16 protein-coding genes and 1 pseudogene are annotated in these 21,464 nt (G+C 55.8%); 8 read left to right on the top strand and 9 right to left on the bottom strand.

Annotated elements, in window-relative coordinates; translation table 11 throughout:
• Window positions 1-31: 31 nt before the first annotated feature.
• Window positions 32-691: a fumarylacetoacetate hydrolase family protein gene (locus tag IM290_RS14160; RefSeq protein WP_047063172.1), complete on the top strand. Its 660-nt coding sequence runs from the start codon at window positions 32-34 to the stop codon at window positions 689-691.
• Between the two features lie 93 nt (window positions 692-784).
• Window positions 785-1,225 (top strand): YcgN family cysteine cluster protein, encoded by a 441-nt coding sequence (locus tag IM290_RS14155; RefSeq protein WP_015570314.1) that lies wholly within the window; start codon window positions 785-787, stop codon window positions 1,223-1,225.
• Between the two features lie 99 nt (window positions 1,226-1,324).
• On the opposite strand, the gene dsbB is transcribed toward IM290_RS14155, so the two are convergent.
• On the bottom strand, window positions 1,325-1,855 hold the full coding sequence (gene dsbB, locus IM290_RS14150) for a disulfide bond formation protein DsbB (protein ID WP_017693268.1): 531 nt from the start codon (window positions 1,853-1,855) through the stop codon (window positions 1,325-1,327).
• Window positions 1,856-1,901: 46 nt separating this feature from the next.
• Window positions 1,902-3,440, bottom strand: coding sequence for a Na(+)/H(+) antiporter NhaB (gene nhaB, locus IM290_RS14145; RefSeq protein ID WP_193042402.1), 1,539 nt, complete (start codon window positions 3,438-3,440; stop codon window positions 1,902-1,904).
• A 201-nt stretch (window positions 3,441-3,641) separates the two neighbouring features.
• Here nhaB and fadR point away from each other — a divergent pair, with 201 nt between their 5' ends.
• A complete protein-coding gene (gene fadR / locus IM290_RS14140; protein ID WP_003859951.1) occupies window positions 3,642-4,361 on the top strand; it encodes a fatty acid metabolism transcriptional regulator FadR in 720 nt (239 codons plus the stop codon).
• Window positions 4,362-4,470: 109 nt separating this feature from the next.
• On the opposite strand, the gene IM290_RS14135 is transcribed toward fadR, so the two are convergent.
• On the bottom strand, window positions 4,471-6,003 hold the full coding sequence (locus tag IM290_RS14135) for a SpoVR family protein (RefSeq protein ID WP_017384314.1): 1,533 nt from the start codon (window positions 6,001-6,003) through the stop codon (window positions 4,471-4,473).
• Window positions 6,004-6,324: 321 nt separating this feature from the next.
• On the opposite strand from IM290_RS14135, the gene IM290_RS14130 reads away from it, so the two are divergent.
• Together IM290_RS14130 and dadX are read left to right on the top strand one after the other, a co-directional pair.
• Window positions 6,325-7,623 (top strand): D-amino acid dehydrogenase, encoded by a 1,299-nt coding sequence (locus IM290_RS14130; protein ID WP_015570317.1) that lies wholly within the window; start codon window positions 6,325-6,327, stop codon window positions 7,621-7,623.
• A gap of 9 nt (window positions 7,624-7,632) precedes the next feature.
• A complete protein-coding gene (dadX, locus tag IM290_RS14125; protein ID WP_193042403.1) occupies window positions 7,633-8,703 on the top strand; it encodes a catabolic alanine racemase DadX in 1,071 nt (356 codons plus the stop codon).
• Between the two features lie 100 nt (window positions 8,704-8,803).
• Here dadX and IM290_RS14120 read toward each other — a convergent pair whose 3' ends face one another.
• The gene (locus tag IM290_RS14120; protein ID WP_017384312.1) at window positions 8,804-10,537 is read right to left on the bottom strand and encodes a potassium/proton antiporter; all 1,734 of its coding nucleotides are present in this window, start codon (window positions 10,535-10,537) and stop codon (window positions 8,804-8,806) included.
• A 97-nt stretch (window positions 10,538-10,634) separates the two neighbouring features.
• Window positions 10,635-11,549, bottom strand: a complete 915-nt coding sequence (gene ldcA / locus IM290_RS14115; RefSeq protein WP_193042404.1) for a muramoyltetrapeptide carboxypeptidase — start codon at window positions 11,547-11,549, stop codon at window positions 10,635-10,637.
• A gap of 107 nt (window positions 11,550-11,656) precedes the next feature.
• Between ldcA and emtA the strand changes: the two genes are divergently transcribed.
• Window positions 11,657-12,268 (top strand): membrane-bound lytic murein transglycosylase EmtA, encoded by a 612-nt coding sequence (gene emtA, locus IM290_RS14110; RefSeq protein WP_017384310.1) that lies wholly within the window; start codon window positions 11,657-11,659, stop codon window positions 12,266-12,268.
• Between the two features lie 37 nt (window positions 12,269-12,305).
• Here the strand turns inward: emtA and IM290_RS14105 are convergent, their stop codons facing one another.
• A complete protein-coding gene (locus IM290_RS14105; RefSeq protein ID WP_017384309.1) occupies window positions 12,306-13,037 on the bottom strand; it encodes a flagellar brake protein in 732 nt (243 codons plus the stop codon).
• A gap of 160 nt (window positions 13,038-13,197) precedes the next feature.
• On the opposite strand from IM290_RS14105, the gene IM290_RS14100 reads away from it, so the two are divergent.
• A complete protein-coding gene (locus IM290_RS14100) occupies window positions 13,198-15,300 on the top strand; it encodes a TonB-dependent siderophore receptor (RefSeq protein ID WP_193042405.1) in 2,103 nt (700 codons plus the stop codon).
• Window positions 15,301-15,390: 90 nt separating this feature from the next.
• Here IM290_RS14100 and IM290_RS14095 read toward each other — a convergent pair whose 3' ends face one another.
• Complete coding sequence (locus tag IM290_RS14095; protein WP_193042406.1) at window positions 15,391-17,073, bottom strand: alpha,alpha-trehalase; 1,683 nt, start codon at window positions 17,071-17,073, stop codon at window positions 15,391-15,393.
• Between the two features lie 424 nt (window positions 17,074-17,497).
• Between IM290_RS14095 and IM290_RS14090 the strand changes: the two are divergent.
• Window positions 17,498-18,710: pseudogene (locus tag IM290_RS14090) on the top strand (carbohydrate porin).
• 87 nt (window positions 18,711-18,797) lie between these two features.
• Here the strand turns inward: IM290_RS14090 and gap are convergent.
• Both gap and IM290_RS14080 read right to left on the bottom strand, forming a co-directional pair.
• Complete coding sequence (gene gap / locus IM290_RS14085; protein ID WP_193042407.1) at window positions 18,798-19,808, bottom strand: type I glyceraldehyde-3-phosphate dehydrogenase; 1,011 nt, start codon at window positions 19,806-19,808, stop codon at window positions 18,798-18,800.
• Window positions 19,809-19,886: 78 nt separating this feature from the next.
• Window positions 19,887-20,867 carry a GlxA family transcriptional regulator gene (locus IM290_RS14080; RefSeq protein ID WP_015570326.1) on the bottom strand — a complete coding sequence of 327 codons (981 nt, stop codon included), beginning with the start codon at window positions 20,865-20,867 and terminating at the stop codon, window positions 19,887-19,889.
• Window positions 20,868-21,464: the final 597 nt, after the last annotated feature.

The raw sequence follows: 21,464 nt of genomic DNA, 5'->3' as shown, positions 1-21,464 counted from the left end.
GAACAACTCATCAACCGATTAGGGGTCGACCATGTATCAACATCATAACTGGCAAGGTGCATTACTGGATTATCCCGTCAGCAAAGTGGTCTGCGTGGGCAGCAACTATGCAAAACATATTCAGGAGATGGGCAGCGCCGTGCCGGAAGAGCCGGTTCTGTTTATTAAGCCAGAAACCGCACTGTGCGATATTCGCCAGCCGCTGGTTCTGCCGCAGGGACTGGGTTCGGTGCATCATGAAGTGGAACTGGCGGTGCTGATCGGCGCGACGCTGCGCCAGGCAACTGAAGAGCATGTAGAGAAGGCGATTGCGGGTTACGGTGTCGCGCTCGACCTGACGCTGCGTGACGTCCAGGGCAAAATGAAGAAAGCGGGGCAGCCGTGGGAAAAAGCCAAGGGTTTTGATAATTCATGCCCGATTTCCGGTTTCGTTCCGGTGAGTGAATTTACCGACGATCCGCAGAACACGCAGCTCAGCCTGAAGGTCAACGGCGAGATCCGCCAGCAGGGAACAACCGCTGACATGATCCATAAGATCGTTCCGCTGATTGCCTACATGAGCCGCTTCTTCACCCTGAAACCTGGCGACGTGATCCTCACCGGCACTCCGGAAGGTGTGGGGCCGCTGCTTAGCGGCGACGAACTGGACGTCAGTTTTAACGGCCTGTCGCTGAAAACCCGCGTGCTGTAAAAGCACCTTGCCGCCTGAAAAGGGCGGCAAAACTTGCATCAACGTGCCAGACTCGTTATAAGGTGCGCTCTATTTTGACGTGTGGACATCCCGATGAACGACATTCCTTTCTGGCAAAGCAAAACTCTCGACGACATGACCGACGCGGAGTGGGAATCGTTGTGTGACGGCTGCGGGCAGTGCTGCCTGCATAAGCTGATGGATGAAGATTCGGACGAGATCTATTTCACCAACGTAGCCTGCAAGCAGTTAAACATCAAAACCTGCCAGTGCCGCAACTATGAGCGCCGTTTCGAATATGAGCCGGACTGCATCAAGTTAACCCGTGAAAATCTGCCGACCTTTGAGTGGCTGCCGCATACCTGCGCGTATCGCCTGCTGGCGGAAGGAAAAGATCTGCCCACATGGCATCCGCTGTTGACGGGGTCGAAAGCGGCGATGCACGGTGAACGTATTTCCGTGCGCCACATTGCGGTGAAAGAGTCCGAGGTGCGCGACTGGGAAGACCACATTATGAATCACCCTAATCGGTGACAATAAAAAACCCGCCGAGGCGGGTTTTTTATTGTGCGCAATTTTGTCGGGTGGCGCTGCGCTTACCCGACCAACAAAACTGACGTTGCCGTTTTGCTTTTACCTTCCAAAAAGATCGCGTTTCTTTGGTTTGAACGGCTGGGCAATCAGCACCAGCAACGCCACCACAAAGTAGGCGACAAAAATGCCCACCAGCCACTGCGGCATCTCCAGCGTCAGGAATTCCCACTGGCGTACAGAGCAGTCACCGGAGGCCACAAACACCTGCGGCAGCCATTTATCCAGCGGCAGCCAGCTCGGGAAGCGGGCGGCAAAATCGCAGGTCATAAACGGCGACGGGTGAAGCTGCATCTGGGTGTGCTCCCAGGCAAGCGCAATCCCTTTCCCGGCGCTGTACAGCCAGATGGCAATTGCCGCATAGCGTAACGGTGATTTGGGTGCAATCGCACCTACCAGACCCGCGCCCATAATGCCGAACAGCGCACAACGCTCATAAATACACAGTACGCAAGGTTTCAGCCCCATCACATGCTGAAACCACAGCGCGACCATTTCCAGCGCAAAGGCGGTCAGGGCCATCAACAACCACGCTCCGCGACCGCGTGAGCACTGGTTCAAAAATCGCAACATAATCATTTCCCTGGAACATGCTTAGACAGCGCAGTGTAAACGAATTTTAATGCGCCGCAAGTATACCTGCTTGCAATAACCATTGCGTACAGGGAACGAGAGTAATTTTGATGCACAGCAAACCAACCAGGGTAAGCACCAGCGTATACGGCAGCGCCATCCAGACCATTCTTCCATAAGAAAGTCGTATGAGTGGTGCCAGCGCCGAGGTCAGCAGGAAGAGGAATGCCGCCTGACCGTTCGGGGTTGCCACGGAGGGGAGGTTGGTTCCGGTGTTGATCGCCACCGCCAGCAGTTCGAACTGTTCACTGCTGACAATCCCTTGCTCCATCGCGGCTTTGGCCTCATTGATGTATACCGTCCCGACAAAGACGTTATCGGATATAGAGGACAACAGACCGTTAAACAAATAGAACAGCGTTAGCTGCGAATCTGGCGTAGCCTGAAGCACAAATGCGATGATCGGCGCGAACAGATGTTGGTCAATAATCACTGCCACGACGGCGAAAAACACCGCCAGCAGGGCGGTAAACGGCAGCGCTTCGGTAAAGGCTTTTCCGATAGCATGTTCGTCCGTAACGCCACCCAGGCTGGTTGCAAGGATAATTACCGACAGGCCAATCAGCCCCACCTCGGCAAGGTGGAAGGCCAGCGCAGCGATAAGCCACACGCCGATAAAACCCTGTGCAATCAGGCGCAGCGTCTCCTGGCGCGTGCGTTGTTTGCGGCTCTGCTCGTCAAACTTATGCAGCTCCTGGCGGACCTGCTCGGGTAACTTCGCGCCATACCCAAAGAGGTTGAATTTTTCGACCAGCACACAGGTTGCTAACCCGCAGACCAGCACGGGCACGCTGACCGGCGCCATGCGCAGGAAAAATTCGCCAAAATGCCACTCAGCCGCTTTGGCGATAATCAGGTTTTGCGGCTCTCCGACCATGGTCATCACGCCGCCCAGCGCCGTCCCCACGCCCGCATGCATCATCAGACTGCGCAGAAACGCGCGGAACTGTTCCAGCACATCGCGGTTGTGCGCCTCAACGTGGCTGTCGTCCTGCAAGTTATCGCCAGGACGAGACGAGGCCACCCGGTGGTAAATCCCGTAAAAGCCGACGGCGACGCTGATCACTACCGCCACGACCGTCAGCGCATCCAGGAAGGCAGAGAGGAAGGCCGCGGCGAGGCAAAACGCCAGCGAGAGCAGCGTTTTCGACGGAATGCTCAGCAGCAAACGGGTGAAGATAAACAGCAGAAGCTGCTTCATAAAGTAGATCCCCGCCACCATGAAGATCAGCAGCAGCAGGACTTCAAGATTCGACGCAATCTCGTTTTTAACATGCTCCGCGCTGGTCATTCCGATGACCACGGCTTCCAGCGCCAGCAGCCCGCCGGGCAACAGCGGATAGCACTTCAGCGCCATCGCCAGGGTAAAGATAAACTCGGCGACCAACATCCACCCGGCAACGAAGGGATCCAGCAAAAAGATAACGGGATTAACGACCAGGAATACCAGTAAAGTAAGTTTGTACCAGTCAGATGACTGACCTAAAAAGTTGCGCCACAGCGCGCGCCCAAATGAAATTTCCACGACAGACGTCCTTTCCCCGTCAAATAAGACAAGACATCAGTATACGCAAAAATGGCGGCAGAGCGGGGGATTAAGCCATTTGTAAATTTCATAAAAATGAAACGGCGATCCCTCTTTTCTGTCTCTGCTGCGCTATCTGCCTCTGCGCGCCTCTGGTATGATGAGTGCAATTTGCTAAAGCTGTGTAATGGAAATCTCACTATGGTCATTAAGGCGCAGAGCCCGGCGGGTTTCGCGGAAGAGTACATCATTGAAAGCATCTGGAATAATCGTTTCCCTGCGGGATCAATTCTACCTGCTGAACGCGAACTCTCTGAACTGATTGGCGTCACCCGTACCACGCTGCGAGAAGTGCTCCAGCGTCTGGCGCGCGATGGCTGGTTGACGATACAGCATGGCAAACCCACTAAGGTGAACAACTTCTGGGAAACGTCCGGGCTGAACATTCTGGAAACGCTGGCGCGTCTCGACCACGAAAGCGTACCGCAGCTGATTGATAATCTGCTTTCCGTGCGCACCAACATCGCCACCATTTTCATCCGCACCGCGTTTCGTCAGCATCCTGAAGATGCGCTGAAGGTGCTTGCCACCGCTAATGAGGTGGAAGACCACGCGGATGCCTTTGCGACCCTGGATTACAATGTGTTCCGCGGTCTGGCGTTTGCTTCCGGCAATCCGGTTTACGGTCTGATCCTGAATGGAATGAAAGGGTTATATACGCGCATTGGTCGTCACTACTTTGCTAACCCTGAAGCCCGCAGCCTGGCGCTCGGCTTCTACCATAAACTGAGCAAACTCTGCACCGAAGGGCTGCACGATCAGGTCTATGAAACGGTGCGTCGTTACGGCCACGACTCCGGTGAAATCTGGCACCGGATGCAGAAAACGCTGCCGGGCGATCTGGCGATTCAGGGCCGGTAAAAGAAAAAACCTCTCGATTGAGAGGTTTTTTTTCGCCCGGTGGCGCTTCGCTTACCGGGCCTACAAAACCCGTAGGCCGGGTAAGGCGTAGCCGCCACCCGGCAACAAACTACAGCGTATTCAACCGCGCCGGACACCGGTCCAGCAGCTCCACGCTGCCATCTTCGTTCTGCTGCTCCAGCAACACGTCAAATCCCCACAGGCGATGCACATGCTTTAGCACTTCCTTACGCCCCTTATCCAGCGGCGCGCGGTTGTGCGGAATATAGCGCAACGTCAGGGAGCGGTCGCCGCGCAGATCCACGTTCCAGACCTGAATGTTCGGTTCAAGATTACTCAGGTTGTACTGGGATGACAGGCGCGAGCGGATCTCGCGATAGCCCTCTTCGTTGTGGATCGCGGAGATCTCCAGGTAGTTGTTGCGGTCATCATCCAGTACGGTGAAGAAGCGGAAATCACGCATGATCTTCGGCGACATGAACTGGCTGATAAAGCTCTCATCCTTAAAATCACGCATCGCGAAGTGCAGCGTTTCCAGCCAGTCAGAACCGGCAATATCCGGGAACCAGTATTTGTCCTCTTCGGTGGGCGACTGACAAATACGCTTGATATCCTGGAACATGGCAAAGCCGAGCGCGTACGGGTTAATGCCGCTGTACCACGGGCTGTTATATGCCGGCTGGAATACCACGTTGGTGTGGCTGTGCAGAAACTCCATCATAAACCGCTCGGTGACTTTTCCTTCGTCGTACAGGTGGTTAAGAATGGTGTAGTGCCAGAAGGTCGCCCAGCCTTCGTTCATCACCTGGGTCTGCTTCTGCGGATAGAAATACTGGCTCACCTTGCGCACGATGCGCAGGATCTCACGCTGCCACGGCTCCAGCAGTGGGGCGTTTTTCTCCATAAAGTAGAGCAGGTTTTCCTGCGGCTCGGAAGGGTAGCGACGCGCCTCGGCGACGGTTTTCTCCTCTTCACGTTTCGGCAGGGTGCGCCACAGCATATTCACCTGGCTTTGCAGATACTCCTCGCGGCTCTTCTGCCGGGCTTTCTCTTCCTGCAATGAGATCTTCTGCGGACGCTTATAACGATCAACGCCGTAGTTCATCAGCGCGTGGCAGGAGTCCAGCAGCTTCTCCACCTCGTCCACGCCGTAGCGCTCTTCGCAGTCGGTAATGTATTTGCGGGCGAAGATCAGGTAATCGACGATGGAGCTGGCGTCCGTCCAGCTGCGGAACAGATAGTTATTTTTGAAGAACGAGTTATGTCCATAGCAGGCGTGCGCCATCACCAGCGCCTGCATGGTAATGGTGTTCTCTTCCATCAGATAGGCAATACACGGGTTAGAGTTAATGACGATTTCATACGCCAGTCCCTGCTGCCCGTGCTTATACAGCCGCTCTGTTTCAATGAATTTTTTGCCAAACGACCAGTGCGGATAATTAATTGGCATCCCGACGCTGGAGTAAGCGTCCATCATCTGTTCCGAGGTGATGACTTCAATCTGATGGGGATAGGTATCCAGACGATAGAGTTTGGCCACCCGGTCGATCTCCGCCAGGTAGACATCCAGCAACTCGAAGGTCCAGTCGGGTCCATCGCTCAGACGGGTGCTGTCCCTGGACATGGAATCTAGTGTAGCCATTAGCGCGCCCTCGTTGTTGGTCGCTCTCTCTGACTGGAGAGCCTCCTTTCAAGCATAGATCACCCCATTCAAATACGCGGGGCGCAGAAATTTTTTCTTTGCGATTTCGCGTTTTCGATACGGCAAATAAAGCGGTGCTCACAGAATTTTCTACTGGTTAAAAATAACGCGCAGCAGGAGATCCCAAATAAGCGCCATCCCCTGATACAGCGGGATATGTGAGTTGAGTCACCATAAAAAAGTCATATGTTGAATAATATTTTCAACTAGGTTATCAATCTGTAATTAGATGATTGTTCTTTTGCTCATAATGGAGTGGCTATGCGTGTTGTCATACTGGGAAGTGGTGTCGTTGGCGTAACCAGCGCCTGGTATTTGAGTCAGGCGGGACATGAGGTTACCGTTATCGATCGCGAATCCGGTCCGGCGCTGGAAACCAGTGCGGCGAATGCGGGGCAAATCTCTCCGGGCTACGCTGCGCCGTGGGCGGCCCCGGGCGTTCCGCTGAAGGCGATCAAATGGATGTTTCAGCGACATGCTCCCCTGGCGATAAGCCTTGACGGCACGCAGTTCCAGCTTAAGTGGATGTGGCAGATGCTGCGCAACTGCGACACCCGCCACTATATGGAAAACAAAGGGCGCATGGTGCGCCTGGCGGAATACAGCCGCGACTGCCTGAAGGCGCTGCGTGCCTCAACGGGCATTGAATATGAAGGGCGTCAGGGCGGCACGCTTCAGCTGTTCCGTACCGCGCAACAGTACGAAAACGCGACCCGCGATATCGCCGTGCTTGAAGATGCTGGCGTACCGTATCAGCTGCTGGAAGCCAGCCAGCTGGCGCAGGTGGAGCCAGCGCTTGCCGAGGTCGCGCACAAGCTGACGGGCGGTCTGCGTTTACCGAACGATGAAACCGGCGACTGCCAGCTTTTCACCCAGCGTCTGGCGCGCATGTGTGAGCAGGCCGGGGTGAAATTCCGCTTCAATACTTCTGTCGACAAACTGCTGTCGGAAGGGGAGAAGATTTACGGCGTGAAGTGTGGGGAAGAGGTAATTAAAGCCGATGCCTACGTGATGGCGTTTGGCTCCTACTCAACCGCGATGCTGAAAGGCATCCTGGATATCCCGGTCTATCCGCTGAAAGGCTACTCCCTGACCATTCCTGTGAAAGAGGACAGCGGCGCGCCGGTCTCGACCATTCTCGATGAAACCTACAAAATCGCCATCACCCGCTTCGATAACCGGATCCGCGTCGGCGGCATGGCGGAAATCGTGGGCTTCAATACCGAGCTGCTCAAACCGCGTCGTGAAACGCTGGAGATGGTCGTGGGCGATCTCTTCCCGCGCGGCGGCTTCATTGAGCAGGCGACGTTCTGGACCGGCCTGCGCCCAATGACCCCGGACGGCACGCCGATTGTGGGCCGTACACCATACAAAAATCTGTGGACTAACACCGGCCACGGCACGCTTGGCTGGACCATGGCCTGCGGTTCGGGCCAGCTGCTGAGCGACCTGATCTCCGGACGGACGCCGGCAATTCCGTTTGACGATTTGAGCGCCGCACGCTATCAATCAGGCTTTACCCCATCGCGTCCACAACACCTGCACGGCGCGCATAATTAAGGAGTCGTCATGTCCCGTCCCATTCTGGCCCAGCTGGATTTGCAGGCGCTGAAGGATAACCTGCAAATTGTTCGCCGTGCTGCGCCGGGTTCTCGTGTCTGGTCGGTGGTGAAAGCCAACGCCTACGGTCATGGTATCGACCGTATCTGGAGTGCGCTCGGCGGCACCGATGGTTTTGCCTTGCTGAATCTGGAGGAGGCCATCCTGCTGCGCGAGCGCGGCTGGAAAGGACCGATCCTGCTGCTGGAAGGATTCTTTCATGCGCAGGATCTGCCTCTGCTGGATAAGTACCGCCTGACGACCGGCGTTCACAGTAACTGGCAGATCAAGGCCATCCAGGACGCGAAGCTGCATGCCCCGCTGGATATCTATCTCAAAGTGAACAGCGGGATGAACCGTCTGGGCTTCCAGCCTGAACGGGTGCATACGGTCTGGCAGCAGCTTCGTGCGCTGAAAAACGTCGGTGAGATGACGCTGATGGCGCACTTCGCCGATGCGGAAAAGCCGGACGGCATTGCCGATGCTATGGTCCGCATTGAGCAGGCGGCAGAAGGTCTGGACTGTCCGCGCTCGCTGTCGAACTCAGCGGCAACGCTCTGGCATCCCGAGGCGCACTACAACTGGGTACGTCCGGGGATCGTACTGTACGGCGCGTCACCCTCAGGTCAGTGGCAGGATATTGCCAACAGCGGCCTGAAGCCGGTGATGACGTTACGAAGCGAGATTATCGGCGTGCAAACCCTGAAAGCGGGCGATACGGTGGGCTATGGCAGCCGCTATCGGGCAGCAGGTGAACAGCGCATCGGTATCGTGGCGGGGGGCTATGCAGATGGTTATCCGCGCATCGCCCCGAGCGGCACGCCGGTGTGGGTCGATGGCGTGCGCACCGGCACGGTAGGTACCGTCTCCATGGACATGCTGGCCATCGATTTGACGCCGTGTCCCCAGGCGGGGATCGGGTCACCGGTTGAGCTGTGGGGCAACGAGGTTAAAATTGATGATGTGGCCGCTGCGGCGGGCACCGTCGGGTATGAGCTGATGTGCGCGCTGGCGCCAAGAGTGCCTGTTGTGACGGTGTAACATGTGTGTGTGTGTGCCGGGTGGCGGCTTCGCCTTACCCGGCCTACAAAAGCCCGAACGTAGGCCGGGTAAACGTTAGCGCCACCCGGCAAAAAAGCAGCTACTCCGCCTCCTCCTCCATCGGCCTTACGCCGACTTTGCGCACCGCGTTATCTTCTTTCTCCGCTACCGTCCAGATCATCCCGGCAAACTCCACCTGGTCACCGACGACCGGCGCAGCTCCTAATAATTGCTGAATAATCTCACCCAGGGTTTGCTGGTTATCTCGATTCTCCAGTCCACCTTCCAGGCCATAAATCAGCGCCACATCCGCAAAGCGGGCGCTGGCTTCGAGGATAAAATCGCCGAAGAAACGCTGATCCAGCGCCACCGGGGGCGACTGGCTGAACAGCTTGCCGAGGGCCGGCAGGTCGCGCTCGCGGCCAATCACGCAGAGAATATCGTTCTCACGCAGCCGCGTGCTGCCGGTCGGGTGAAGCAGGGCGTTATCCCGGAACAGGGCGGCAATGCGCGTTTCAGCGGGCATATGCAGATCGCGCAGGGACGCGCCCACGCACCACTTATCGGCGCTTAGCTGGTAGACAAACTGTTCCCAGGGATTCTCAGGGTGAATATCCAGCCCCACGCGGGAGACCGGCCAGCCAATGGGCGGTACCACCACTTTGGCTTTTTTCGCCGCCCAGCCCAGCGACGTCCCCTGGAACAGCAGCGACACCAGCACCACGAAGAAGGCGACGTTGAAGAACAGGCGGGCGTTGTCCAGCCCGGCCATCATCGGGAACACTGCCAGAATAATTGGCACCGCGCCGCGCAGCCCCACCCAACTGATAAATATCCGCTCACGCAGGTTAAACCCGCGGAACGGCAGCAGCCCGGCAAACACCGACAGCGGACGGGCGAAGAAGATCATCCAGGCCGACAAAAGCAGCGCCGGTACGGCGATAGGCAGCAGGTCCGACGGCGTCACCAGCAGGCCCAGCACCAGGAACATGGCGATCTGCGCCAGCCAGGCCAGACCGTCGAAGTTCTGCAAGATGGCGTGACGGTTGCGAATCGGTCGGTTGCCCAACAGGAAACCGCAAAGGTAAACCGCCAGAATACCGCTGCCGTCCAGCGCGGTGGTGACGGCAAAGATCAGGATCCCACCGCTCAGGGCCAGCAGCGGGTAAAGGCCGGAAGGCAGCGTAATACGGTTAATCGTATGCTGTAACAGGTAACCGCCGCCGAGACCAATGATAATCCCGAGCCCAAACTGCTGGAGGATGTGCCAGGCGAACATCCAGCTCAGGCCGGTTTCGTGCTGCTGGATCATCTCAATCAGGGTAATGGTCAGGAACACCGCCATCGGATCGTTACTGCCGGATTCAATCTCAAGCGTGGAGCCAACGCGTTCGTTCAGCCCCTTGCCGCCGAGCAGTGAGAAAACCGCCGCCGCATCGGTAGAGCCGACAATCGCGCCAATCAGCAGGCCTTCCATTATATCGAGGTTAAACAGCCAGGCCGCCATCATGCCGGTCAGGCCGGAGGTGATCAGCACGCCGACGGTCGCCAGAGACAGCGCCGGGCCTAAGGCAACGCGAAACGAACTTGCCTGGGTGCGCATTCCGCCGTCCAGCAGAATCACCGCCAGCGCGAGGTTACTCACCATATAGGCGAAAGGGTAATTATCGAAGGGGATACCGCCGATACCGTCGATCCCGGCAAGCATGCCGATAGCCAGGAAAATGACAAGAATAGGTATGCCAAGACGCGATGAAAATGAACTTAATAAAATGCTAAAGGTTACCAGGATGGAACCCAGAATGAAAAGACTGATTATCGCTGTGGCACCCAATGTCGTCTTACTCCCACCTCAATGTGAACGCTGTTATTAAAACCCTAACATAATAACAACGTTAACTGCGTTTTATTGAGGGGGAATAACGGCTTTTTTATGCCTTTAAGACCGGATGACCGCTGATTGTTAACCGACTGCCTGAATTATCGTGTACAAGGTGCGCCTGGGCACCCAGCGGCAGGGTAACGGTTTGCTGCTCATGGCCGAAATCCAGACCGGCGATCACCGGGATATCCAGCCGGGAACGAATGAAATCAATCATCGTCTCCAGGGAATAGCCCGCATCGTAATCGTTGGGGGCTGAACCACTAAAACTGCCCAGCACAATGGCCGACTGCCGATCCAGAATCCCGGCGTGATACAGCTGCAACAGCATACGTTCGACACGGAACGGGTGTTCGTTGATATCTTCCAGCACCAGTATGCCGTCCGTGATCTGCGGTAGCCACGGCGTTCCAATCAGCGACACCAGCATCGCGAGGTTGCCGCCCCACAGCTGTCCTTCACATTCCCAGTGCGGTCCATTGCCTTGCCACTCGACGGTGAACGTCGGGTTTTGCAGGGCGCGCCAGAAATGGTCCTGCGTAAACGCATCCAGTTCCGGCGCACCAAAGTTGCCGGCCAGCATCGGGCCGCTAAAGGTAATGACGTTATGCAAAGCCAGCAGGCCGAGCTGGATCGCCGTGAAATCGCTGTGTCCGCAGATTAACAGCGGATCCTGCTGCTGGCGCGCGGCCAGCCCGGCCCAGTCGATGCTCTCCAGCAGCCGGCTTGCGCCATAGCCGCCGCGCACGGCCAGCACAATGGTGTTTTCACCTTCCAGCGTCGCCAGGTTGTTGATATCACTCAGTCTCTGCGCCTCGGTACCGGCAAAACGCTGCATGCGGCGGGGGATAATTGTCTGATTTTTTACCTGATGGCCCATTTCCAGCAGGCGCTGAACGCTCCGCTGTGCCGCCTCCTGGTTGATGCAGTAGCCTGACGGTGCGATGAGATGAAACTGAGGCATGGCAATTCCTTGCTGAATGAGAATCTAATTGTCTATATCATGCCGCTTATACGCCGCCTGCTTCAAGGGGCGACGTACCGCGATGACCGGCTATAAGGATAGATGACGTGAAATTGAGATGGTTTGCTTTTTTGATTGTGCTGCTCGCTGGCTGTAGTTCAAAACATGATTATCAAAATCCCCCCTGGAACCCTGAAGTGCCGGTAAAGCGGGCCATGCAGTGGATGCCGATCAGCGAACAAGCCGGGAAGGCCTGGGGCGTGAGCCCGCGTCTGATCACGGCGATCATTGCCGTGGAGTCCGGCGGCAACCCGACGCTGGTGAGTAAATCGAATGCGGTGGGGCTGATGCAGTTAAAAGCCTCGACGGCGGGAAGAGAGGTCTATCGCTACATGGGCTGGAAGGGACAGCCATCCACCAGCGAGCTGAAAAACCCGGAACGTAATATCTCTATGGGAACCGCTTACCTGAGCATTCTCGAGCATGGCATTCTGAAGGGGATTGACGATCCGGAAGTGATGCAATATGCGCTGGTGGTGTCGTACGTTAACGGAGCCGGCGCGCTGCTCCGAACCTTCTCATCCGATCGCAAAGAGGCGATAGAAGAGATTAACGATATGGATAAAGATGAATTCTTCGAGCACGTTGTGAAGAATCATCCGTCAGCACAGGCTCCACGTTATATCTGGAAAGTACAGAAAGCGATGGACGCCATGTAACGCCTTTGTCGGGCGGCAGCATGCTGCCCGACGCCTTTCAGCGCACTTTGTTCGCGCGTTCCCGCGCTTCACGCTCCAGTGAGAAGATGATGCGCTGTAGTTCGCGTTCGGCGCCTGGCCCGACATTCAGAAAGCGAAAGCTCAGTCGCGGTGTGGTAATGGTTTCGTTTTTGCTGTCCACCACCTTACGCTCGCTGATGGCAATCAGCTGGGCGTCAAACCAGAAGCGTCCCCATCCGCCCATATCCAGCTCAATCTGACTAAAACGCATGCCTTCCACCAGTCCTTCCGGCTTCGGCGTATCCATTAACGCGCCCATCCCGCCCAGTGACAGGTCGAAGAGACGAAAGCGGATCTCTTTTTTGTCCGGCATTTTTGCCTTACAGAAATAGGCCGGGTGAAGCGGGGCGCTGATGCGAAAAAACTCGCGGCGTTGCACGAACCAGAGGTTAGCGGGCAGGGGAGCGATAAACGCAGGCAAACCCTGGTACGCGATCGTGGTCAGGCGGGGCAGTATAAACTCGACTTTAGCCCCCTGCGTTTCGGCCATCACCGAGAGGTTTTCTGCCTGTAGCGCGGCACGGTTTTCTTCGCTCTGGCTACCCAGATCCACGATCAGGTGTTCTGCCGTCACGTCCAGGATCTTGCTGATAAACTGGCTGGTTGACCAGTTGATGCGCAGCGGCACCTCGCCCTTTTTCAGGTCGCGTAACACCCCTAATACAGCCAGCGGATTTTGTTTCAGGAACTGCTCACTGTAGCTACTCACGCCAGATGGCTCCTCGATAGATGACAGACTGTCTCTGGGTTATCGGCACGCTGGCATGAAACTTAATACAAACGATCTGTTTTTCTCCGCCGATATTGATTTGCTAATGGAAATGATAATAATTGGCGTTCCCAACACCATCTAATAACAAGACGACACTATGAGCACCTCACGTTTTGCGTTATGCGCGTTGGCAGGCGCCGTCACGCTGGCATTGCAAACACAGGCTTTTGCAGAAGAACCCACCATCGTGGTGACCGGTACAGAGCAGGGCAGCGCGCTCCCTGCCTGGACCAACAGCGCCACGAAATCAGCCGTCGCGGAAAGTAAAACGCCGCAGGTGATCAACACCATTGCCGCTAAAGAGATTGAGCAGCGGCACGCCAGTTCGGTAAACGAGATCCTGCGCTATGCGCCGGGCGTTTCCACGGAGGTGCGCGGGAGCACCTCTTACATGAGCGAGTACAAAATCCGCGGGTTTAACGTCGAGCAGGAGTTCTACAACGGCCTGCAACTTCCCTATAACGTCACCGGGAACACTAAAGCGCGAATCGATCCGCTGCTGATTGAGAGCGTCGATATTCTGAAGGGGCCGTCATCCGTGCTGTATGGCGGCGGCTCCCCGGGCGGGCTGGTCAATATTCAGAGTAAAAAGCCGCAGAAAGAGGCGAAAACAGAACTGGGCTTTAACACCGGAAACCGCAATCTGAAAGAGGGGTACCTGGATTCCACGGGGCAGATTGCGACCAGCGACTGGAACTATCGCCTGCTGGGTAAAGCGACAGAGAGTGACGAACAGGCGCACACCACGCGCTATGAAAACTATCTGGTGGCCCCCTCCGTGACCTGGCAGCCGGACGACAAAACGCGCCTGACCATTGACGCGCTGGCGCAAAATACGCCGAGCCTGACGCCGTCTGATCCGATGCCGCTTAGCTATCTGCGGTCTAAATACGCCGATCGTCGTGACTATGCCGGGGATGAGTGGAGCGGCTTTAAGCAGCGTCAGTGGATGCTGGGCTACAGCTTTGAACATGAGTTTGACAGTGGCTGGGGCTTTAGCCAGAAAGCGCGCTACTTTGACGTGGACACCCACCAGCGCAGCGCCTATTCCACCGGGACGGGCAGCGAGTTCTACCAGCTTAACCGCTTCGCCTATACCACGGATGAAGATTTACAGAGCTTCAACATTGATAACCAGATCACCCGAACCGTCGCGCTGGGGGACTGGAAACATCATCTGCTGGCGGGCTTTGACTACCAGAAGCTGAACTCTCACTTCCATTATCGTTACGCCTCGTCCACACCGGGTATCGATATGCGTAATCCGGATCACTCGCAGATCGATAACGATGCGCTGGGGCTTGAAACCGCGCAGAAAAACCGTCTCAGCTATCAGCAGAATGGCTATTACCTCCAGGATCAGATTGCGTTTGGCGGGCTGAACGTGCTGGCCAGCCTGCGCTATGACGACTACCGTTCTGTCACCACCAACTATCTGCAAAACGGTGACAAAGCCTGGGTATCGCAGGATCGCCTCACCAAGAGACTGGGCGCGCTTTATGCCTTCGACAATGGTCTCTCGCCGTTTATCAGCTATTCGGAAGGGTTCGCCCCGGTATCGCCGCAGGGCACGCTGACCGCGAAAGACGTTAAGCCCACCACCAGCAAGCAGGTGGAGGGTGGGGTGAAATACCTGCTGGCGGAATACGCAACCACCTTCACCGCCTCGGTGTTTAACATTCGTCAGAAAAATGTGGTGACCAGCGATCCGGGCTTCCTCAACTATCGCCAGACCGGGGAAGTGGAATCGAAAGGCGCGGAGCTTTCCGCTATGAGTCGTCCAACGGATAACCTGACGCTGATTGCCAACTATGCCTACACCCATGCCATCAATACCGAAGATGACAAGTATCAGGGCAAACGACCGACGCAGGTCCCTGAGAACGCCTTTAATCTGTGGGGGGATTACACCTTAGACAGCACGCCGCTGAGAGGGTTAACGCTGGGGGCAGGGGCACGCTACACCGGGCCGATGGAGATCTCGCCAGCCAACGACGCAGGCAAGCTGGGCGGTACGACGCAATACGATCTGGCGGCGTCTTACCGCATGGGCGAGCTGGCGCCATCGCTGGAGGGGCTGACGTTGAAAGCGAGCGCGCAGAACGTCACCAACAAAGAGACGCTCACCTGTTATGACGCGACCAACTGCTGGATAGGCCGTGACCGCACGTTCCAGGTCGGGGCGAGTTACAGCTTCTGAAAAAAGCCCGGTGGCGCTTCGCTACCGGGCCAATCTATTGCACGGAACCATCCCCTCGCCCCACCGGGGAGAGGGTCAGGGTGAGGGGCGCTACTGCGCCGCCTGTTTCGCAGGTGCAACATCATCGTTTGCCGCAGGCTGATTCTCCGGTACGCTGTCGCACGGCTTCTCTTTCGGACAGACCATGTCCAGCATCCTGAGCGTCACGCCGTTACTCCAGCCGAAACCGTCCTGCAACGGATACTCACCGCCGCCACCGCCGGTACCGGTCGAAGAGACATCGTACTTCTCAACCAGTTTCTTCTCGCGATCGTAGGTATGCTGAACGTTTTTCAGGAAACGCCAGGTTACGTCCATCGCCACTTTCTGCTGACCATAGTTCTGCAACCCTTCCACCGCTACCCACTGCAACGGCGCCCAGCCGTTCGGCGCATCCCACTGCTGCCCGCTGTTGATGGTGGTGGTAGAAATACCGCCCGGTTTCAGCAGGCGTGACGACGCGGCTGCGGCCACTTTATCGGCGCGATCCTGTGATGCGGCCTTCACGTACAGCGGGAAGAGGGCTGCGGCCGTCAGCTGATTACGCACCTTCCCGGTTTTCAGATCGTAATCCGCATACCAGCCCTCTTTATCGTTCCACAGGTGGCTCTCCATGGCTTTCTGACGTGCGGAGGCTAGCGCGTCGTATTTACTTGCACTGGCGTTATCGCCGTCTTCCTGACTGGCGCGGGCCAGCAGTTTTTCCATCTTAAACATCAGCGCATTCAGATCCACCGGCACGATGCTGGTGGTGCGGATGGTACCCAGCTTCTGTGGATCGTCCATCCAGCGGGAGCTGAAATCCCAGCCCGAGGCCGCGGCAGAGCGCAGATCGCGGTAAATCTCGGTGGCCGGACGGTTAGGGTTATTTTTGGCGGTGGTCACGTCATCCAGCCACGACTCAGGGCGCGGCGTGTCCCGATCGTCCCAGTAGCGGTTGAGGATCGAGCCGTCATCCAGCTTCACCACGCGTTTGTTCGCCTGACTAGGCTGGAGCCCATCAGCCCCCTCCATCCAGTAAGCGTACTCTTTCTCCATCTGCGGACGGTATTTCTTCAACGCGTTGCTGTCATGCGTGGCCAGCAATTCCACCATCAGCGAGAAGAACGGCGGCTGAGAGCGGCTCAGGTAGTAGCTGCGGTTACCGTTAGGGATATGGCCCCAGGTATCAAGCTCGTAAGCGAAGTTGTCCACCATGTCGCCGATCTTATCCCAGTGGCCGCTCTCGGCCAGCCCCAGCATGGTGAAATAGCTGTCCCAGTAATAGACTTCGCGGAAGCGTCCTCCCGGCACGACATAGGGCTTTGGCAGGGGCAGGAGGGAGTCCCATTTGTTCGCTTTGTCAGTGGTGCGGGTCAGTACAGGCCACAGATCGTCTATGTGTTCGCGCAGGCTCTGGCCTTCAGGGGGAACGTATTTCTCACCTTCCTTCGGCAGGATAAAATTCATCTCTACGAAGTGGCGCAGGTCAAAACCGGACTGGGTATGCTGCATCCGGTAATCCGCCAGGATGGTTAGCGGGTCGCTTTTGGGAACGGCATCCGCGAAGGTTTTCTGATCCGGGAACAGTTTGGCGCTCTGTACTTCATTAAAGAGGGGGCCAAGGAGAATATCAGGTGAGCTTTGCTGGCTCGTTGGCTGGTCTTCAGCATAACCAAATGCGGTAACACCGAGTAGGGCGCCTGCCAACGTAAGGTGTAACAAGCCAGGGCGTAGCATTCGAGTTTTTATCATCGGTTCATCTCCATTCGTCGCTGGGCAGCGTCACCGCTGTCGTCAATCACCTGAAAACCTTAGACGAATATTGCCCGCTTCGCGTGTTAGATATCCCATTTTGCGCATTACCAGACAATTTACCGCCGCGCCCGGACGTGAGAAGCGCGCCGAAAACTATTTACTCGGGGAATGTTTTTTGGGGAATGATTTTAATTAAATATCCTGTCAGGGCACGCCATGAATATTGACCAGGCTTATGGGTTGCAACCTTTTTTAATTCTGTGAGCGGGATTGTGTTTCTTTATTACATTCCGCGAATAACTTTCTGTGAAGGTCACACAAAGCGACATAACAAAAAACATAATAGCCTGCCGAAAAGCATTTAGACGAAATAGAGTGGCCCATCACTTTGGGTATTCACTTTTATTTCAGGATGGATTCTATGCAATTAAAAAAAATGGTTGTCCTCGTGGGGGCACTCTGTTCTGGCTCTCTTTTTGCGGCACAAAGCGCGACGAGCGTAGATGAAAAACTGGCGCAACTGGAGGCGCAAATCGAGGCGTTGAAACAACAGCAGGCGGCCAGTCAGCAGGCTGCTCCCGTGGTCGTCCAGTCAGAAAAGCCCGTCAATAAAGACGCACCACCGAAGCTGACGCTTTCGGGCTTTGGATATATAAAATTTTATGGCGATGTGGAATTTAATATGGATGCTGCCAGCAAAACCGGCAGTCTGACTTCTGTTAAGTAAAGTGCTAATAGCGACTGGGCGCCGGGAGATAAAGAACGGTGGGATATTAATGGTCGTATTTTGCTGGGGTTTGAGGGTTACCGAAAAATGGATAACGGCCATTTTGCCGGATTTTCTGTACAACCACTGGGCGATTTGGCAGGGCAAATGTACCTTGATGATGCGGTATTTTTCTTTGGCGCAGAAAACGACTGGGAAATTAAAGTTGGACGTTTTGAAGCCTACGATATGTTCCCGCTTAACCAGGATACCTTTGTTGAATACTCAGGCAATACAGCGGACGATCTTTATAGCGACGGCTATGGTTACATTTATATGCTGAAAGAGGGGCGTGGCCGTACCGACAGCGGCGGTAACTTCCTGATGAGTAAAACGCTGGATAACTGGTATTTCGAGCTGAATACGCTGTTCAAAGACGGCAGCGATCTGTACGTCGACCAGCGCTACCATGGCCGGAACTGGAAAATGATAAGAACGTCGCCTATGTCCGGCCAGTTATTTCGTGGCAGGACGGCCCGTTCTCAATGGCCGTCGCCATGGAAACCAATCTGGTCAACAATGCTTATGGCTATCGGGATGACGCGGGTCGTTGGGTCGATCAGTCTGACCGCACCGGTTACGGATTCACCATGACCTGGGCTATATTTATGCACATAACGAAATCGACGAATTTAACACTTCAACCTTTGACGCAGAGTGTGAGAATGATTGCTGGATCACCGATCCGGGTGAGTATGATATTCACACTGTCCATGCGTCATACCTTATTCCCAACGTAATGAAGATGAAGAACTTTAACATTTACCTGGGTGCCTACGCTTCGTGGGTGAACGCGTCGCCGAAAAAGGGAAGCGATAAGAACGACGATCGTTATGGCGGTCGTGTGCGGTTTAAATATTATTTCTGAAGAGTGTCATGATGCCCCCCTGTTAGCAGGCAGAGGGGCCATTTTGCAGGCCGGGTATGCGCAAGCGTCACCCGGCAATGCGATCGGCTACAACCCTTTCTTATCCATCAGCACCGCCAGATCCACCAGACGGTTGGAGAAGCCCCATTCGTTGTCATACCACGACAGGATCTTCACCATATTCCCGCCAATCACCAGCGTTGAAAGCCCGTCGATGATGGATGAGCGCGGGTCGCCCTGATAATCACTGGAGACCAGCGGTTCATCGCTGTAGCCCAGGATGCCTTTCAACGGCCCGCTGGTGGCAGCCTGACGGAACGCGTCATTCACCTCTTCGGCGGTTACGTTGCGGCTCAGCGTCACCGTCAGATCGACAATCGACACCACCGGAACCGGCACGCGCAGAGAATACCCGGTGAGTTTACCGTCCAGCTCGGGGATCACTTTCCCGAGCGCTTTTGCCGCGCCGCTGGAGTAAGGCACAATGGATAATGCTGCCGCGCGCGCGCCGCGCAGATCTTTTTCCGGCTGATCATGCAGCGCCTGGCTGTTGGTGTAGGCATGCGTGGTGTTCATCAGCCCGTGCTCAATGCCAAACTGCTGGTGCAGCACCTGCGCCGCTGGCGCCAGACCATTAGTGGTGCAACTCCCGTTGCTGACCACAAAATGCTGGGCCGGATCGTACAGCGTGTGGTTCACGCCCATCACCACCGTCAGATCATCATTTTTAGCCGGGGCGGAAATAATGACGCGTTTTGCGCCGCCGTTCGTGATATGCACCGCCGCTTTTTCACGTTCGGTGAAGAAGCCGGTTGCTTCAATTACCACCTCAACGCCTGCGTCTTTCCACGCAATGTTTGCCGGGTCGCGTTCACTGAATACGGTGATGCGTTGCCCGTCAACCTGTAACGCGCCGTCCGCCGCTTCCACAGGCACCGGCAGCGTGCCGAGCAGAGAGTCATATTTCAGCAGATGAGCGAGGGTTTTACTGTCCGTCAGATCGTTAATGGCCACAATCTGGAGATCCGGGTTGCCCAGCGCCGCGCGCAGGACATTACGTCCGATACGGCCGAAACCGTTAATACCGACCTTAACCATGATGCACTCCTTATCTGTGTTGTCTGGAGTTACTGTAGGCGTCAGGTCAGATGGCGTAAATGACAAAAAAGGATCATATTACGCCATTCTGCGGCAGTGGAAGCGCTGGCGGTATTCGCCCGGCGTGAGATGAAGCTGCTTTTCAAAAACGCGGCGCAGGTTGATGCTGGTACCAAACCCGCTTTTTTCGGCAATGACCTCAAGCGGATCCTGGGTCTGCTCCAGAAGCTGTCGGGCGGCGGCCAGACGCGCTTCGGTGACATAACGGGCCGGAGGCACGCCCACGTCACGCGTGAACACGCGGGTGAAATTGCGCGGGCTCATGGCGACCCGTTCGGCCAGCCTTTCGACGCACAAATCTGCGGTGAGGTTTTGCAGGATCCAGCTTTGCAGTTCGCTGACGGGTCCGGTCGCGCCAGACTGCTCCAGATTATAGCGGCTGAACTGTAGCTGGCCGCCAGGCCGGCGCAGGTACATCACCATATCCTGCGCCACATTGCGGGCGAGGGTGAAGCCGTAATCATCCTCCACCAGCGCCAGCGTCAGGTCAAACCCGGAGCTGACGCCGCCGGACGTCCAGACGGGGCCATCCTGAACATAAAGCGGGCCACCCTCAACGTTGACCGCAGGATAGCGGGTTTTCAGGGTTTCCAGAAGCCGCCAGTGGGTCGTTGCCCGGCGCCCATCGAGCAGTCCGGCCTGTGCCAGCAGCAGGGCCCCGCCGCAGACAGAGGCGACGCGTCGCGCATGCGGCGCGGCCAGGTGCAGCCAGTCCACCACGGCGGTGCTCTCCAGCTCATTCATGCCGCGGCCGGTAATGATGATCGTGTCCAGCGGCTCGCGCGGATCCAGCTCCGGCAGGCGATAGTCCGCCAGCAGGTTCAAGCCGGACTGGCCGTGGATCACCAGATGAGGCTGGGTGGTGGCGATAATGATGCGGTAGCGGGGCTGCGCAAGGCCGTCCGGGTGCAGCCGGTTGGCCTGCATCAGAATGTCGGCGATACCGGCGGCCTCAAACAACATGCCACCATCGGGAACGATAATCAGGATCTTCTTCATGTCCCGAAAAGTACCTTTATCACAAAATAAGTCAAGAGGAGAGCGTTGACTGTATGATCCACGGTTCTGTTCAAACGCCCGATGCTGGCCACGGCACGTCTTTTGTACCCCAACTACACTGTCTTTGCCGCTCGTCCTGCGAGCTATGGCCAGGAAAAGCAAAGAACGCATAACAAATTTTCATCATGTTAGTAATAAGTCGTCGCAATGAAGAAAAGCAAGCGATAGTGTAGTGACGATAAAATACAAAATTGAATTAGTCAGGCGAAAGCAGCGTTTTTATCCGCCATTCGGGAGGATGTGGTTATATTTTAAGCAATGCTCTGGTGAATGAAGTTGTAGTGAGGCTTAATTATTCGTACGACCCGGAAGAGAAAAAATTACCGTCAGAGAGAGGGAGCATAAAGTTAATTTGTGGCGTGAAATTAATTTCTCGATCCTTACTATGTTTTCTTAATTCGCTGGGATGGCGTCCCTGAGTTTTGTAGAGATGCTATCAATACATTAAATAATTCATGTGAAATATATTCATGCGCAACTGAAAAATTCTCCATTCTACTAATTATGGTAGTGGCTAAAATAGCGATGTTACGTTAG

Source organism: Enterobacter cloacae complex sp. S1 (assembly GCF_014930525.1).
GTDB lineage: Bacteria > Pseudomonadota > Gammaproteobacteria > Enterobacterales > Enterobacteriaceae > Enterobacter > Enterobacter hormaechei_C.
This window is presented reverse-complemented; position numbering and strand designations above follow the sequence as displayed.